The following is a 15758-nucleotide window of genomic DNA, read 5'->3' on the forward strand; positions in this document are numbered from 1 at the left end:
TGTTCTCCTGGGGGTTCGGGGACCGGCTGGATACCCGGACGGCGGTTCCGGCAAACGGCGTTTTCCGGCGCGGTGAGCGGGTATTCGCCCGGTCATGTCGACCGACGCGATCGTGCTGCTCAAAAACGACCACAAGACCGTGGAGAAGCTCTTCAAGCAATTCGAGAAGGCGGGGGAGGACGCGTACGACGAGAAGCGCCGGATCGCCGACTCCATCATCGAAGAGCTGACCGTCCACGCTTACATCGAGGAGGAGATCTTCTACCCGGCGGCGCGGGAAGCCGTGCCGGAGACGAAAGACCACGTCCTGGAGAGCGTCGAGGAGCACCACGTCGTGGTGTGGATGCTGTCCGAACTGCTCGGGATGGACCCGAAGGAGGAGACCTTCGACGCGAAGGTCACCGTGCTCACCGAGAACGTCCGCCACCACGTCGAAGAGGAAGAGGACGAGTGGTTCCCCGAGGTCCGCTCGGCGATGGGCCGCAAGCAGCTGCAGGAGCTGGGCCAGCGGATGATCGACGCCCGCTCGGACGCGCCGAAGAACCCCCTGGAGCTCAAGAGCGCCAAAGCCTGACGGTGTTCGCGAAGCGCCCGGCGGGTCCTGGACCCGCCGGGCGTTCTCGTCACTGCTTCGCGACGACCCGGATCGACTTCAGCGCGGAGTCGGCCGGGTCGGGCAGCTCCATGCCCGCGCCGCGCCCGCTGCGCAGGTAGTCGAGCATCGGCTGGGTGATCACCTCGCCGGGCAGCACCCCGGGCGCCCCCGGCGGGTACGGCGTGATCATCTCGGCGGCGATCCGGCCGGCCGCGTCCGCCGGCGGCACCTGTTCGGTGGGGCCGAAGAACGCGTCGCGCGGCAGCATCGCCGTCTCCAGTTCCATCTCCCGCGGCGACGGCAGGTCGACCTTCGGCGGCTTCTCGAACGAAGGCGCGGCCTGCACCAGCGCGTCGATCGCGTCGATCAGCGTGCTCGCCGTCTTTTCGTCGTCGGAGTGGGTGAACTGGGCCACGATCCGGCGGTGGTCGGACAGTCCCACGGTGACGCGCTGGTGCTCGCGCAGCCAGTCGGCGGCCTGGTAGCCGCTGATGCCCAGCGGGTCGAAGTCGAGGACGACCTTGAGCAGGTCGACCGAGTCGGCGAGGTCGGGGCCGAGGAACTCGTCGTGCATCACCGGGACGCCCAGCTCGGCCAGCCGGCCGCGGACCGATTTCACCAGCGTCAGCGCGCCGTCGATCAGTTCCTGGCCCTGTTCGGCCATCTGCCGCCGCCAGCCGTCGAGGGCCGCGTAGACCAGGGAGCTCGCACTGGTCGTGCCGAGCAGGTCCTCACGCGACTTCAGCACGTCCGCGTCGACGCGGTCGCCCTGCAGGTGGAAGACCGAGCTCTGCTCAACCGCGGCGCCCATCTTGTGCACGCTCGTGACGCACACGTCGGCGCCGGCGTCCATGCCCCACGGTGGCAGGCCGTTGTGGAACGGCAGGTGCGCGCCCCACGCCTCGTCGACGATCAGCGGGAGCCCGCGTTCGTGGCACCAGCCGGCGATCGCGCGCAGGTCGCCGCAGGTGCCGTAGTCGGTGGGGGTCACCACGAGCGCGCCCTTGACCTCGGGGTCGCTCTCGTAGGCCTCCGCGAATTCCCGGACGCCCGGCGGGTGGCTCAGGTGCCGCTCGGCGTCCCAGTGCGGCCGCACCCAGACCGGCCGGACGCCGCTGACGATCAACCCGGAGATCACCGACTTGTGGACGTGCCGTGGCACCAGCAGCTTTTCGTGCGGCCCCGCGACGGCGAGCATCGCGCTCTTGACCGAAAGCGAGCTGCCGCACGTCGAGAAGAAGGTGTGGTCGGCGCCGACCGCGTCGGCCATCAGCTCCTGGGCGTGGGCGAGCACGCCCTGGCGCATCAGCCGGTCGTCGAGGCCGTTGAGCGCGATGACGTCGGAGCGGAACACGTCGGCACCGACGACCTCCAGCACCCGCGGGTCGATGCCGCGGCCCTGCTTGTGGCCGGGCGCGTTGAACGGGACGTAGCCGGTGTCGTGGTAGTCGCGCAGCGCCTCCAGCACCGGTGCCTTGCTGTGGTCCATGGCGCCGGAGTAGCCGAAGCCGGTCCGCGCGAAACCCCCGGGTGGCATGACCGTGCGTGGTTGGGGTATCCCGGAGGGCATGGAGTGGCACGAGGAGCTGCACGAGCGGGCCGACGAGCGCATCGAGCACCTGGACGAGCGGCTGTGGACGGTGGCCACGGCGCTGCACGAGCGACCGGAACTGTCCTATGAGGAGCACGCCGCCGCCGAGCGGCTCACCGGCGAGCTGGCCGCGGACGGCTTCGAGGTGGAAACCGGGATCGCCGGGCTCCCCACGGCGTTCGTCGCACGGGCCGGCGAAGGGCGGCCGTGCATCGCGCTGCTGCTGGAGTACGACGCGCTGCCCGGCCTCGGGCACGCCTGCGGGCACAACCTGATCGCCGCGGCCGGCCTGGGTGCCGCGCTGGCCGCCAAGGACGTCCTGGGAGATGCTCCCGGCTCGCTGCTCGCGGTGGGCACCCCGGCCGAGGAACGCGACGGCGGCAAGGTCGCGCTGGCCGAGGCGGGCGTCTTCGACGACGTCGACGCGGCCCTGATGGTCCACCCCGGCGTCCATTCCTGGTCGTGGGCGCCGCTCACGGCCCAGGTTGAGCTGAAGGTGACCTTCCACGGCCGGGCCGCGCACCCGACCGGCGACCCGGAGCACGGCATCGACGCCCTCGCCGCGCTGATCCAGGCGTTCGGCGCGGTCTCGGCCCTGCGCCAGCGGCTGCCTGCCGGATCACACGTCCAGGGGATCATCACCCACGGCGGCGAGGCGACGAACATCGTCCCCGACCGCGCCGAAGGCCGGTTCGGACTCCGGGCCCTGACGACCGACGTGCTGGACCGCCTGGTCGAGGACGTGACGACGTGCGCGGAAGGCGCGGCACTGGCGACCGGGGCGAAGGTGGACGTCGAACGCCTCAGCCGCGGGTACGCGCACTTCCGCGACAACCCGGTGCTGTCGGAGCGGTTCACCGAGCACCTGGCGGCGTGCGGGATCCACGCGACCCCGCCGGCGCCGGGGGTCTTCCTCGGGTCGTCGGACATCGGCGACGTCAGTGTCCGCGTCCCGGCGATCCACCCGTTCGTCGCGATCACGGCGGAGGAGATGTCCGACCACACCCCGGAGTTCGCGGCCGCGGCGGCGAGCCCGCGTGGCCGGGTGGCGATGCTGGCCTCGGCGGCCGCGCTGGCGCGTACGGTGATCGACCTGCGGACGCACCCGGCGCTGGTCAGCCGCGCGTGGGACTGCTTCCGGGACCTGGCGCGCAACGGGCGCTGACCGGTCGGCGCGCCGGTGCGGTCCACCGGCGCGCCGCCGGCTTCACGCCACCGGCGTGTAGTGCGAAGCGTCGCCTTCGAGCGACTCGCTCGGCCGCCCGTCGATGCCCACCGGCACGTCGCCGGCGACCGTGACCCGGTTCAGCCGCCGCGGCAGGCCGTCGTAGTTGTCGATGGCGTAGTGCTGGGTGATCCGGTTGTCGAACAGCACCAGCTGGTCCGGCTCCCACGTCACGCGCACGACGTTCTCGGGCCGCGTGACGTAGGACTGCAGCAGCCGCAGCAGGTCCCGTGACTCGGTGACCGACAGGCCTTCGATCCGCTGGGCGAACCCGCCGATGAACAGCCCGCGCTCGCCGGTCACCGGGTGCACCCGCACGACCGGGTGGACGGTCCGGTACTTCCGCGAGACGAACTGGGCCCGCCGGGCCCGCTCCTGCTCGTCCACCGTCTCCGGCGGCTGGACGTAGTCGTAGTCGTTGGTGTGCACCGCCCGCAGCGTGTCGGCGAAGGCGCGCAGCGGTTCCGGCAGGTCCCGGTAGGCCGCGGCGGCGTTCGCGATCAGCGTCTCCCCGCCGTACGGCGGCACCACCAGGCTGCGCAGCGTGCTGGCCTTCGGCGGGTTGAGCACGAAGGTGACGTCGGTGTGCCAGTGGTTGGCGCGGCCCCGCTCGCTGTCGACGGGCAGGATCGTCGGCGCGCCCTCGACGGCGGGCACCGTCGGGTGGGCTTTGGTCAGCTCACCGAAGTGCGCGGCGAACCGCTGCTGGCCCTCGTCGTCGAGCCGGGCATTGCGGAACACCAGTGCCTTGTGCTCGTGCAGGGCGTCGGTCAGGAACGCCACCTGCGTGGCGTCGAGGTCGCCGGCCGGGTCGAAGCCGACGATCTCGGCGCCGATCCTCCCGGTCAGCTTGCGGACGTCGGTGCCGATGGTGGTCATGCGGGCTCCTTCACTCGGTTGCGGTTGACGGGCCGCGCGAGGCCGTAGTGCTCGCGCAAGGTGGTGCCGGAGTACTCGGTGCGGAAGAGCCCGCGCCGCTGCAGTTCCGGGACGACGAGGTCGACGAAGTCGTCGAGCCCGCCGGGCAGGGTGGGCGGCATGACGTTGAAGCCGTCGGCGGCGCCGCCGAGGAACCACGCCTCGAGCTCGTCGGCGACCTGGACCGGGGTGCCGGCGAAGACGCGGTGCCCGCGCCCGCCCGCCAGCCGCTCCAGCAGCTGCCGGATGGTCAGGTCCTCGCGCCGGGCCAGGCCGACGACCAGGTCGAACCGGCTCTGTCCGCCCTCGGTGAAGCTGCCGACGTCGGGCAGCGGCCCGTCCAGCGGGTAGCCGGTGACGTCGTGGTCGAGCATCTTCGACAGCTGCCGCAGCCCGTAGTCCGGGATGATCAGCGCGTTCAGCTCGGCTTCCCGCGCCCGGGCCTCGGCTTCGGTGCGGCCGAGGATCGGCGAGATCCCGGGCAGGATCTTGAGCTCGTCCGGCGTCCGGCCGTACTTGGCGAGCCGTCCCTTGACGTCGTCGTAGAACGCCTTGCCCTCGGCGTAGGTCTGCTGCGCGGTGAACACGGCTTCGGCGTGCCGGGCCGCGTACTCCTTGCCGGTCTCCGACGACCCGGCCTGTACGAGCACCGGGCGCCCCTGCACCGGCCGTTCGATGTTGAGCGGCCCGCGGACCTGGAAGTGGGGTCCGTCGTGCTCGATCGCGCGGATCCGGTCGGTGTCGGCGTAGACGCCGCCGGCCCGGTCGACGACCGCGGCATCGTCGTCCCAGCTGTCCCAGAGCTTCTTGACGACCTCGACGAACTCCTCGGCCCGGTCGTACCGCGCGTCGTGCGACGGGCGCTTGGCCAGGTTGAAGTTGCGGGCCTCGTCGATGCCCGCCGAGGTGACGATGTTCCAGCCCGCGCGGCCTCCGGAGAGGTGGTCGAGCGAGGCGAACTTCCTGGCCAGGTGGTAGGGCTCGTTGTAGGTCGTCGACGCTGTGGCGATCAGTCCGATGTGGACCGTGGACGCGGCGAGCGCCGAAAGCAGCGTCAGCGGTTCGAAGTGGCTGTGCGAGTTGTGCTTGACGTTGCCCCACAGGGCGACGCCGTCGGCGAGGAAGAGCGAGTCGAGCCTGCCGCGCTCGGCGGTCCGCGCGATGTCGGCGTAGTGCTGCAGCGTCCGCGCCCGGTGCGGGTCGGTCGAGGGGTGCCGCCACGCGGCTTCGTGGTGGCCGTTCGGCATCACGAACGCGTTGAGGTGCATCATGGCTTCTCCTTGGGACGCCAGGTGGAAAACCGCCGTTCGAGGGCGACGAAACCGGAGTTGACGAGCACGCCGAGCACCGAGACCGCGAGGATCCCGGCGTACATCTGCTGGATCTGGAAGTTCACCTGGCTCGTGTTGATCAGGTAGCCGAGCCCGGCCTTGGCGCCGACCATCTCCGCGGCCACCAGCACGAGGATCGAATAGGACGCCGCCATCCGGATGCCGGTGAACACCGTCGGCACCGCCGAAGGCAGGATCACCTTCCGGAACAGCCGCGGGCTCGACAGGCCCAGCGAGCGGGCCGCCTTGACCAGCAGCGGGTCGACCGTGTTGACCCCGGCGATCGTGTTGAGCAGCACCGGCCACACGCAGGCGTAGACCACCAGGCTGACCTTCGACAGCTCGCCGATGCCCAGCAGCAGCGTGAACACCGGCAGCAGCGCCAGCGCGGCGGTGTTGCGGGCGAGCTCCAGCAGCGGCTGCAGGAACCGCGCCACCGGCCGGTACCAGCCGATCAGCAGCCCGAGGGGTACCGCCACGGCGACGGCCACGGCGAACCCGGCGGCGGATCGCCCGACGCTGGCCAGCAGGTGGTCGGCGAGCTCACCGTCGAGGGCGAGGTCCCACAGGGCCTGCAGGTCCTCCGACAGCGGCGGCAGGAACGTCCGCGTGCTCTCGTCGAGGACGAACCGGGGGACGAACTCCCAAAGCGCGACGAACAGCACGACCGCGGCGGACGCGTGCACCGCCCGGATGAGTCTCTTCCGCCACTGCCGTTGCTTCCGCGGCGGAGTGCTGAGTCCGATGTGGACGGCCGGTGCTTCGAGGGTCGTGGTCATCGGGCCGCGCTCCGTTCGTGTTCGGCCGCCTTGCGGACCTCGTCGTGCAGCAGTTCCCAGAGCCGGTGGCGCTGCCGTCCGAACTCCGGCCCGGAGCGCACGTCGCCGGTGCGGTCGCCGAGGTCGACGTCGACGACGGCCTTGAGCCGCCCGGGCCGCGACGTCAGCACCGCGATCCGCTGTCCCAGGTAGACGGCCTCGTCGATGCCGTGGGTGATGAAGACGATCGTCTTGCCGGTGCGGCGCCAGATCCGCAGCAGCTCCTCCTGCAGCTGCTCGCGGGTCTGCGCGTCGAGCGCGGCGAACGGCTCGTCCATCAGCAGCACGGCCGGGTCGTAGGCGAGGCTGCGGGCGATCGCGACGCGCTGCTTCATCCCGCCGGAAAGCTCGTGCGGGTAGCGGTCCTCGAAGCCGGACAGCCCGACCAGGGCGAGGTATTCGCGGGCCCGCTCGGCCCGCTGCCGCTTTCCGAGCGGCCCGCCTTCGAGGCCGAATTCGACGTTGGCGCGGGCCGTGCGCCACGGGAACAGCGCGTACTGCTGGAACACGACCCCGCGGTCGAGGCCGGGGCCGCGCACCGGCTCGCCGTCGATGACCACCTCGCCCGACGTCGGCGTGGTGAGCCCGGCCAGCAGGTCGAGCAGCGTCGACTTGCCCGAGCCGCTGGGCCCGACCAGCGAGAGGAACGTGCCGTCGGCGATGTCGAGCGAGACGTCGTCGAGGGCGGTCAGCGCGCCGAAGGTCTTGGTCACCGAGCGGATGCCGATCACTTCGTCACCGCCGGGGCGCCGTCGCGGTAGGGGTTGAACTCGTTGGTGTAGAGCTTCGAAGTGTCGATCTTGTCGTGCTTGAGGTAGCCCTCCTGCTTCAGCCACGACTCCCAGCGGGTGTAGTCGGCGTCGGAGATGAGGCCGCCGCGGGTGATGCCGACGCTCTTCCAGTACTTGAGGGTGTCGGTGCTTTCGTTGCGGCCGCGGGCTTTGATGATCTGCGTGAAGCGGGCGATCACCTCGTCGCGCGGGGTGGTGCGTTCCCACTCGATCGCCCGTGCCACCCCGGAGACGAAGATCTTCGCGGTCTCCGGGTACTTCTTGATGAAGTCGGTGCGCAGCACGTACGGCCCGCCGTTGTAGGGCCCGAACGCGCCGACGTCGGTGAACAGCGGGCGCACGCCGCCGGCCGCGACCGCGTGGTCCTGCAGGATCCCCTGCAGCGCGGCGACGTCGAGCTGACCGTTGCGCAGGGCCTGTTCGGCGTTCACCGGCGGGATGACGACGAGCTGCACCTGCTTGATCTCGTCGCCGGACAGGCCCTGCCCCTGCAGCCAGGTGTCGAGCGCGGCTTCGAGGTTCGCCCCGGCGGTGTTGACGCCGACCTTCTTGCCGATCAGGTCGCGGGCGGTCCGGATCGGACTGTCCTCTTTGGCGTAGAAGCCGATGAACGCCTTGTCGTCGGAGCCGTAGTAGTTGACGACCGCCTTGACCGGTGCCCCGGCCTCGACGAGCTTGACGACCGCGCCGGTGAAGGCGCCGCCGAAGTCGGTCTGGTCGGTGGCCGCGGACTGGATGTCCTGCGGGCCGCTGATCGTGTTGCCGACCCACTTCAGCTTGACCGGGCCGAAGTAGCCCAGGTCCTCGGCGAGTTCGGGCAGGGTGACGGAGTTCGCGCTGCCCTGGTAGCGCAGTTCGAGCTTCTCCGGTTGCCCGGGCGCACCGGTGGCCGTCGCCGAAGCGCAGCCGGCGAGCAGCGTCACGGCGGCGGCGAACAGGGGCAGGGTTTTCTTCACGGTGGTTTCGTCCGTTCCGGGAGTCGGCGGGGATGTACCCCATTGTTCGCAGCCGACGAGCGGACGGTCAATTTTGCGAGTTCGTGAAATAACTCCGCCGGTTCACGAGGCTCGCGACAACCCGGTCAGCAGCGGACCGAGCGGGTCTTCGTAGAGCACGTCCAGGAGCACCGCGCCGCCGGCCGTCGCCAGCTCCGTGCCCGGGAAGCTCGTGCCCACAACGGTTTCCGCCGGATCGGCGCACCGCGCCCGGTCGCGGACCTCGTCCCGGATGATGGGAAGGCAGCCGGGCACCCGGGTTACACTGCGGTCGACCACCACGAGCACGGCCGGGTTGAGCACTTCGAGCAGGAGCGCCGCCGCTTGACCGACGAGCCGCGCGCGGTCGTGGAACAACCGTATCGCCGCGGAATGGCCGGATTCGGCGAGCGCGAGCAATTCCGGGAAGTCCGGGCGCGCGATCAGTCCGTTTTCCGCGGCTTTCCGGCCGAGCGTTCCTTCCGAAACGGCGGCTTCGAGGCAGCCGGTGCGCCCGCAGCGGCATGGCTCGGTACTGCCGTCGACCGGCAGGTGCGCGACGGCGCCCGCGGCCGATCGCGGTCCGTGGTGCACACCGGCGCCGGTGGCGAACGCCGCGTCGACGACGTTGCCGGTGAACAGCTGCACGACGCTGTCGCGGGCCCGCGGGTGCCCGAAGAGCCGTTCGGCGTGCACCAGCGCCCGCGCGTGGCCGTCGACCTCCACGGCCAGCCCGGTGCTGCCGGCCAGCAGGTCGCGCACCGGCACGTTCCGCCAGCCGAGCAGCGGGTGCTCGACGACGGTGCCGGACGCGCGATCGACCCAGCCGCCGGTGGCGACGCCGAGGCCGAGTGGCTCGCGGTCCGGGGCGTGCCCGAGCACGAGGTCGTCGAGGATCTCGGCGGCGCGCGCGAGCAGGTCTTCGGCGGCCAGGCCGTCGTGCGGTTCTTCGTGCTGGACCAGCACGTTCCCGCGCAGGTCGAGCAGCGCTACGGTGGCGTGGTGCACGGCCAGGTGCAGCGCGCCGGCGACGTGCCGCCCGGTGTCGAGGTCGACCGGCACGTGCGGCCGTCCGACGCGACCGCGCGGTTCGGGCTCGGCGAGCTCGTGCAGGAGCCCGAGCCGGGCCAGCTCGGCGGTGTGCCCGGTGACCGCGGCCGCAGACAGCCCGGTCCGCCGCGCGATGGTGCTGCGCGCGATCGGTCCTTCGTCGAGGACCGCCCGCAGGACCGCGCTGGCGCTGGCGCCGCGCCGGGCGCCCCGTGCGTCCGTCCTCTGTGGAACGCCGGCCCGGCTGGTCATGGTCCGATCGTCGCAGCTGGACCGGCGCCCGCCCAGTGCGCCCAGGATGCGGACGGCGAGCGCTCGGTCGGCTACCTCGTCGACCGGCTCGGCGCCGGCGGACTCCCTGCGCCGGCGGCCCGCAGGAACCGCTCGCCCGTCTTCGCCAGTGCCGCCGCGAGCTCCGGCGCGTCGAGCACCTCGAAGTCCACCTCGAGCAGGCCCAGGTACAGTCCCAGCATCGACGCGTTGTCGGAGCCGACTTCGGCGACGCAGCGGTCCGGGCCTTCGGGGGTGACGCCGACCGCGATCGGCAGCCGGGCTCGCACGTGCTCGACCGGCGCGTGCAGCCGCACCCGGGCGTGGAACCGCCACGTCGCCGCGCCCACGTTGCGCTGGACGAACTGCGCGACGTCACCCTCCGGCGGCTCGCGCGGGGTAAAACGCGGGCCGTTCGGCACCTTCGGCGTCATCCGGTCGACGCGGAAGGTGCGCCAGTCGTCGCGGGCGATGTCCCAGGCGACCAGGTACCAGCGGCGCCCCCAGCTGACCAGCCGGTGCGGTTCGACATCGCGGCGGCTCGGCGTGCGCTGGTGGCTCGTGTAGTCGAAGCGCAGCCGCTCGCTCGCCCGGATCGCCGTGGCGATCGCGGTGAGCACGTCCGCGTCGACGGCCGGGCCCTCGCCGGGCACCGCGACCGTCGCGGTCTGCAGCGCCCGCACCCGGTGCCGCAGCCGCGACGGCAGCACCTGCTCCAGTTTGGCGAGCGCCCGCACCGACGTCTCGCCGATGCCGGCGACGCCCGTCGCGGTCCGCAACCCGACCGCGACGGCCACTGCTTCGTCGTCGTCCAGCAGCAGCGGCGGGAGCTGCGCGCCCGCGCCGAGGCGGTAGCCGCCCTGGACGCCGGGGGCGGCCTCGACCGGGTAGCCGAGTTCGCGCAGCTTGCCGATGTCGGTGCGGACGGTGCGCGCGGTGACGCCCAGCCGGTCGGCCAGGTCGGCGCCGGTCCAGTCGCGCCGCGTTTCGAGCAGCGACAGCAGCCGCAGGAGGCGGGCGGAGGTCTGCAACATGGTCCGAGGATCGCACGGATCGCGGAAGGAAGTCTTCCGCAATGGCTCCTAGCGTGCTTCCCATGACGAACGAAATCCGCCCCTTCCGCATCGACATCCCGCAGGCCGAGCTGGACGACCTGCACGGGCGTCTCACCGACGCCCGGTTCGCCGAGCCCGTGCCCGGCGACGAGCCGGACTGGTCCCGCGGCATCCCCACCTCCCGGGTCCGGGAGCTGGCCGGGTACTGGAGCGACGGCTACGACTGGCGCGCCCAGGAAGCGGCGTTGAACGCGTTCCCGCAGTTCACCACCGAGGTCGACGGCCAGACCATCCACTTCCTGCACGTCCGCTCGGACCGGGCGGACGCGGTCCCGCTGCTGCTCACCCACGGCTACCCGAGCTCGATCGCGGAATTCCTCGACGTCATCGGCCCGCTGACCGAGCCGGGGCCGGACGCGTTCCACGTCGTCGTCCCGTCGGTGCCCGGGTTCGGGTTCTCGACGCCGTTGAGCGGCCGCGGCTGGGAGCTGGCCCGCACGACCGACGCGTTCGCCGAGCTGATGACCCGGCTCGGCTACCGCCGGTTCGCCGCGCAGGGCGGCGACCTCGGCGCGGGCGTCACCGGCCGGCTCGCCGCGCTGTACCCGGACCGCGTCATCGGCACCCACGTCAACAGCGACCGCGGCACGATCGCGCTGGCCGGCGAGCAGCTGCCGTTGCCGGAGAACCTGTCGGAGACCGAACAGTCCGAATTGGACGCCGCCCGCGAAGCCTGGCGGGCCGGCCGCGGCTACCTCGACCTCCAGTCGCACAAGCCCGAGACGATCGCGGCCGCGCTCACCGACTCCCCGGTCGGGCAGCTGGCCTGGATCGCGGAGAAGTTCGAGGCGTGGACCGGCGGGAACGGCATCGATCGCGACCGGCTGCTGACCAACGTCAGTCTCTATTGGTTCACCCGCAGCGGCGCGAGCGCGGCCCGGTTCCTGTACGAGGCGGCCCACTCGGGACACGGCTGGCTGGCGCCGTCGGACGTCCCGGCGGGCTGGGCGGTGTTCAACAGCTCGCCGGTGGTCCGGCGGATCATGGATCCCGAGGAGAAGATCGCGCACTGGTCGGACTTCGCTTCCGGCGGCCACTTCGCGGCGATGGAGGAGCCCGAGCTGCTCGTGGCCGACATCCGCACGTTCTTCCGCGGGCTGCGGTCGTGAACGTCCGGGCGCTCAACCGGGCGCTGCTCGCGCGGCAGCACCTCCTCGAGCGGACGTCGCAGCCGGTCGCCACGATGCTCGGGAACCTCGTCGGGATGCAGGCACAGGCCCCGCTCGCGCCGTACGTCGGGCTGTGGACGCGGATCTCGGGCTTCCGGCCGGAGGAACTGGCCGCGCTGATCACCGGGCGGGCCGCCGTGCGCGGGTCGCTGATGCGGGGGACGGTCCACCTCGTCCTCGCCGAGGACGCGCGGATCCTGCGGCCGCTGATCCAGCCCGTCGTGGCGAGCGGCTACACCGGCCACTTCGGCCGCCGCATCGGCGACGCCGACCTCGGCGCGGTGGCGGCCGCCGGGCGGGCGTGGCTCGAGGAACGGCCGCGCACCCGGCGGCAGCTGCGGGAGCTCCTCACCGAACGCTGGCCGGACCACGATGCCGAAGCGCTCTCGTACGCGGTCGGCTACTTCGTCCCGACGGCCCAGCTCCCGCCCCGCGGCGTCTGGGGCTCGACCGGCCCGGCCGTGCTCACCACCCTGGACGGCTGGACCCCCCCGGCGCCGGCGCGGTTCCTGCCGGAGTACGACAACGTCCTGCTGTCGCACGCGGACCGGACCCGGGTGCTCCCGCCCGGCCGGCGGGTCCCGCTGCCGCCCGGCAACGGCGCTTCGCGGGGAACGCTGCTGGTGGACGGCTTCTATCGCGCGGACTGGCGGCTGCACGGAACGAGCCTGGAGATCACGCCGCTCGACCGGCTCACGGCGGGGGAGCGGGCGGAGATCGAGGAGGAGGCCGCGCGGCTGCTGGAGTTCCTCGGCGCGGGGGAGCGGTCGGTCCGGATCACCGGAGACTGACCCGTCTGGTTCGCCGGGGCTGGCCACGGGGTGCTCGCGAAGCCTGGCCGGTCCGGTTTGCCGAAAGCCGGCCGCCGGACCCCCGCGCTAGGCAAGAATCGTCGGCGTGCAGTTCGCCATCCTCGGGCCGGTCGAAGCCCACCGTCCCGACGGGACCCCGGTTGCCTTGGGCGGCCCGCAGCTGCGGGGGCTGCTGGCCCTCCTCGCTCTCGATGCCGGGCGGGTGGTCAGCGCCGAACGGCTCATCGACGGCCTGCACGGCGAGCACCCGCCCGAGGGCGCGGCCGAAGCGCTCCAGTCCCAGGTTTCGCGGCTGCGACGCCGGTTGCGGGACGCCGGCGCGCCCGACGGTCTCGTCGAATTCACCCCCGCCGGGTACCGGCTGGCCGTCGACCCCGCCGACGTCGACGTCCACCGGTTCGAGCGGCTCACCGCACAAGCGCGGGAAACCCCCGATCCCGCCGCGAAACTGGCGCTGTTCACCGAAGCGCTCGCGTTGTGGCGCGGCGCCGCGCTCGACGGGCTCGCCGACCCGCCGCGCGCGGCCCGCCTGGCGGAACTGCGGCTGGCCGCGACCGAGGACCGCGTCGAAGCCGGGCTGGCGCTCGGCCACCACGATCGGCTGGTCGCCGAGCTGCGGGAGCTGACCGGCGAGCACCCGCTGCGCGAACGCCTCACCGCCCAGCTCGTGCGCGCGCTGCACGGCAGCGGCCGGTCCGCCGAAGCACTGGCGGTGTTCGCGCGGATGCGGGAGCGCCTCGCCGACGAACTCGGCGCCGACCCGTCGCTCGAACTCGCGGACGCGCACACCGCCGTCCTGCGGGCCGCCGCGCCCGCCCCGGCCCGCCGGGTGCCGGTGCCGCTCACCGGGTTCGTCGGCCGCGCCGAGCTCGACCGGCTCACCGCGGCCCTGCGCGACGCCCGGCTCGTCACGCTCACCGGACCGGGCGGCGCGGGCAAGACCCGGCTCGCCGTCGAAGCCGCGGCGCGGGCGGCGGGCGAGGTGTGTTTCGTCGAACTCGCGACGACCACCGACGTCCCGCGCACCGTCCTGACCGCGCTGGGCCTGCGCGAACAGGGCGTGCTGACGCCCGGCGCGGCCGCGGACCCGGCCGACCGCCTGGTGGCCGGGCTCGCCGACCGGCCGCTGCTGCTGGTCCTCGACAACTGCGAACACGTCGTCGCCGAGGCCGCGCGGCTGGTGCGGCGCCTGCTGGGCGAGTGCGCCGGCCTGCGCGTGCTGGCCACCAGCCGGGAAGCACTGGCCCTGACCGGCGAGACGCTGGTGCCGGTCGGCACGTTGCCCGCCGACGCCGCGGCCCGGCTGTTCACCGAACGGGCCGCGGCGGTCGCTCCCGGCGCGGCACCCGACCCGGGCGCGGTCACCCGCATCTGTGCCGCCCTCGACGGCCTCCCGCTGGCCATCGAGCTCGCGGCCGCCCGGCTGCGGTCGCTGCCGGTGGACGACGTCGCCGCGCGGCTCGGCGACCGGTTCGGGCTCCTGTCGCGCGGCGACCGGACGGCCGAGCCGCGGCACCGGACCCTGCGCGGTGTCGTGGAGTGGAGCTGGGACCTGCTCGACCCGGCGGAGCGGCTGCTGGCCGGCCGGTTCGCGGTGTTCGCCGGCGGCGCCCGGCCGGTCGCCGTCGAGCGCGTCTGCGCCGTCCCCGACGCCGACGCGGTGCTGACCGGCCTGGTCGAGAAGTCGTTCGTCGAGTTCGCCGGCGGCCGGTACCGGATGCTGGAGACCATCCGCGCGTTCTGCGCCGAGCAGGGCGACGACCGGCACGCGGCGCACGCGCAGTACTTCCTGGACTTCGCGGTGGCCCACGAGCCGGACCTGCGCGGCGCGGACCAGCTGACGGCCCTGGCCGAGCTGACCGCCGAACACGCCGACCTGCACGCGGCCCTGCGCTGGAGCGCCGCCTCGGAACCCGAAACCGCGTTGCGGCTCATCGCGGCGCTGTCCTGGTACTGGTGGCTGCGCGGCCTGCGGAGCGAGGTGCCGCCGATCGCGGACGCCGTGCTCGCCGCGATCGGTCCCGAACCGCCGCCGGGACTGGCCGAGGAATACGTCGTCTGCGCGATCCAGGCGTCGGACACCGACGTCGCGATCGAGCCGGTCCTGCGGCGGCTCGACGGGCCGCTCGAGTACCCGTACCTCTTCCTGCTGTGGGCGTTTTCCCCGCGCACCAAGGCCGAGGACGGCGCCCGGCTGGCCGCGCTGATCGGCCCGGACGCGTGGTCACGGGCCTTCGCGCGGATCGGCGACGGCCTCGGCGCGCAGTACCGCGGCCGGATCGCCGAAGCCGAAACGCACTTTTCGGCCGCACTGGACGCCTTCCGCACCTTGGGCGACCGCTGGGGCGAGGCGAGCGCGCTGGAGAAGCTCGCGGAGTTCGCCGACTGGCGCGGCGACCACGCGCGGTTCCGCGAGCTGATGGACGAGTCCGTTCGGCTGGCCGGCGAACTCGGCGCGGCCGAAGACGCCGCCGACCTGCTGTGCCGCCGCGCCGACGGCGTCCTGCGACAGGGGGACACCGAAGCCGCGAAGGCCGACTACCGCGCCGCCGCCGAGCAAGCGCGTGCCGCGGGCACTCCGGTGACACTCGCCCGGGCCCGCGGCGGTCTGGGGGAGATCGCGCGGCGGGCGGGCGACCTGGCCGCGGCCCGGCGCTGGTACACCTCGGCGCTCGCCCTGGCCGCCGATCCGGTGACCGGTGGCGAGACGCGGATCCGCGTCCACACCGGCTTCGGCTGGACGGCGGCCGCCGAAGGCCACCTCGAGGAGGCGACCGAGCTGCACCAGGAAGCCCTGTCCACGGCGCTGGAACACGCGAACCTGCCCGGCGCGGCCCAGGCGATCGAAGGGCTGGCCGGCGTCCTCGCCGGGCGCGAGGAGGACGAGCGGGCCGCGTTCCTGCTCGGCGTGGCGGTCGGGCTGCGCGGCGCGCCGGTCAGCGGGGACGCCGACGTCGCGTCGGTGACGGACCGCGTCCGGGCGCGCCTCGGCGCTTCGGCTTACGCCGAGGCGTTCGACCGCGGCCGGGAACTGCCGCCCGAGCAGGCGGTCGAGGAGGCCGGTCAGCGGCGGTTCGCGCTCGGTTCGTGAGCGGTCAG

The 15758-nt window shown here is 73.0% G+C and carries 13 protein-coding genes; 5 read left to right on the forward strand and 8 right to left on the reverse strand.

All coding sequences use genetic code 11. The annotated features are described in order from the left end of the window. The first annotated feature begins 94 nt into the window (after positions 1 to 94). Positions 95 to 574 carry a hemerythrin domain-containing protein gene (locus tag ISP_RS23035; protein ID WP_013226147.1) on the forward strand — a complete coding sequence of 160 codons (480 nt, stop codon included), beginning with the start codon at positions 95 to 97 and terminating at the stop codon, positions 572 to 574. Positions 575 to 623: 49 nt separating this feature from the next. Here ISP_RS23035 and ISP_RS23040 read toward each other — a convergent pair whose 3' ends face one another. Beyond that, positions 624 to 2132, reverse strand: coding sequence for an aminotransferase class I/II-fold pyridoxal phosphate-dependent enzyme (locus ISP_RS23040; protein ID WP_013226148.1), 1509 nt, complete (start codon positions 2130 to 2132; stop codon positions 624 to 626). Here ISP_RS23040 and ISP_RS23045 point away from each other — a divergent pair. Then, a complete protein-coding gene (locus tag ISP_RS23045; RefSeq protein ID WP_230468901.1) occupies positions 2131 to 3351 on the forward strand; it encodes an amidohydrolase in 1221 nt (406 codons plus the stop codon). The two genes, ISP_RS23040 and ISP_RS23045, sit on opposite strands and share 2 nt — an antisense overlap. A 42-nt stretch (positions 3352 to 3393) precedes the next feature. Here ISP_RS23045 and ISP_RS23050 read toward each other — a convergent pair whose 3' ends face one another. The 7 genes from ISP_RS23050 to ISP_RS23080 all read right to left on the reverse strand — a co-directional run bounded on the left by ISP_RS23050 (position 3394) and on the right by ISP_RS23080 (position 10597). Continuing rightward, positions 3394 to 4290, reverse strand: a complete 897-nt coding sequence (locus ISP_RS23050) for a TauD/TfdA dioxygenase family protein (protein ID WP_013226150.1) — start codon at positions 4288 to 4290, stop codon at positions 3394 to 3396. Beyond that, the gene (locus ISP_RS23055; RefSeq protein ID WP_013226151.1) at positions 4287 to 5600 is read right to left on the reverse strand and encodes an LLM class flavin-dependent oxidoreductase; all 1314 of its coding nucleotides are present in this window, start codon (positions 5598 to 5600) and stop codon (positions 4287 to 4289) included. Before ISP_RS23055 ends, ISP_RS23050 begins: the two co-directional genes overlap by 4 nt. Continuing rightward, a complete protein-coding gene (locus ISP_RS23060; RefSeq protein WP_013226152.1) occupies positions 5597 to 6439 on the reverse strand; it encodes an ABC transporter permease in 843 nt (280 codons plus the stop codon). Before ISP_RS23060 ends, ISP_RS23055 begins: the two co-directional genes overlap by 4 nt. Then, positions 6436 to 7209 carry an ABC transporter ATP-binding protein gene (locus ISP_RS23065; RefSeq protein ID WP_013226153.1) on the reverse strand — a complete coding sequence of 258 codons (774 nt, stop codon included), beginning with the start codon at positions 7207 to 7209 and terminating at the stop codon, positions 6436 to 6438. The genes ISP_RS23060 and ISP_RS23065 overlap by 4 nt, the downstream gene beginning before the upstream one ends. After that, positions 7206 to 8225, reverse strand: coding sequence for an ABC transporter substrate-binding protein (locus ISP_RS23070; protein ID WP_013226154.1), 1020 nt, complete (start codon positions 8223 to 8225; stop codon positions 7206 to 7208). Before ISP_RS23070 ends, ISP_RS23065 begins: the two co-directional genes overlap by 4 nt. 102 nt (positions 8226 to 8327) lie before the next feature. Continuing rightward, positions 8328 to 9545, reverse strand: a complete 1218-nt coding sequence (locus ISP_RS23075) for an ROK family transcriptional regulator (protein WP_013226155.1) — start codon at positions 9543 to 9545, stop codon at positions 8328 to 8330. 71 nt (positions 9546 to 9616) lie between these two features. Beyond that, positions 9617 to 10597: a helix-turn-helix transcriptional regulator gene (locus tag ISP_RS23080; RefSeq protein ID WP_013226156.1), complete on the reverse strand. Its 981-nt coding sequence runs from the start codon at positions 10595 to 10597 to the stop codon at positions 9617 to 9619. A gap of 53 nt (positions 10598 to 10650) precedes the next feature. Here ISP_RS23080 and ISP_RS23085 point away from each other — a divergent pair, with 53 nt between their 5' ends. From ISP_RS23085 to ISP_RS23095, 3 genes are all read left to right on the forward strand, one after another. Further along, positions 10651 to 11787 (forward strand): epoxide hydrolase family protein, encoded by a 1137-nt coding sequence (locus ISP_RS23085; protein ID WP_013226157.1) that lies wholly within the window; start codon positions 10651 to 10653, stop codon positions 11785 to 11787. Then, positions 11784 to 12638: a DNA glycosylase AlkZ-like family protein gene (locus ISP_RS23090; protein WP_013226158.1), complete on the forward strand. Its 855-nt coding sequence runs from the start codon at positions 11784 to 11786 to the stop codon at positions 12636 to 12638. Before ISP_RS23085 ends, ISP_RS23090 begins: the two co-directional genes overlap by 4 nt. Before the next feature lie 106 nt (positions 12639 to 12744). Next, positions 12745 to 15750 carry a BTAD domain-containing putative transcriptional regulator gene (locus ISP_RS23095; protein ID WP_013226159.1) on the forward strand — a complete coding sequence of 1002 codons (3006 nt, stop codon included), beginning with the start codon at positions 12745 to 12747 and terminating at the stop codon, positions 15748 to 15750. Positions 15751 to 15758 lie beyond the last annotated feature (8 nt).

This window comes from Amycolatopsis mediterranei, assembly GCF_026017845.1.
Taxonomy (GTDB): Bacteria; Actinomycetota; Actinomycetes; order Mycobacteriales; family Pseudonocardiaceae; genus Amycolatopsis; species Amycolatopsis mediterranei.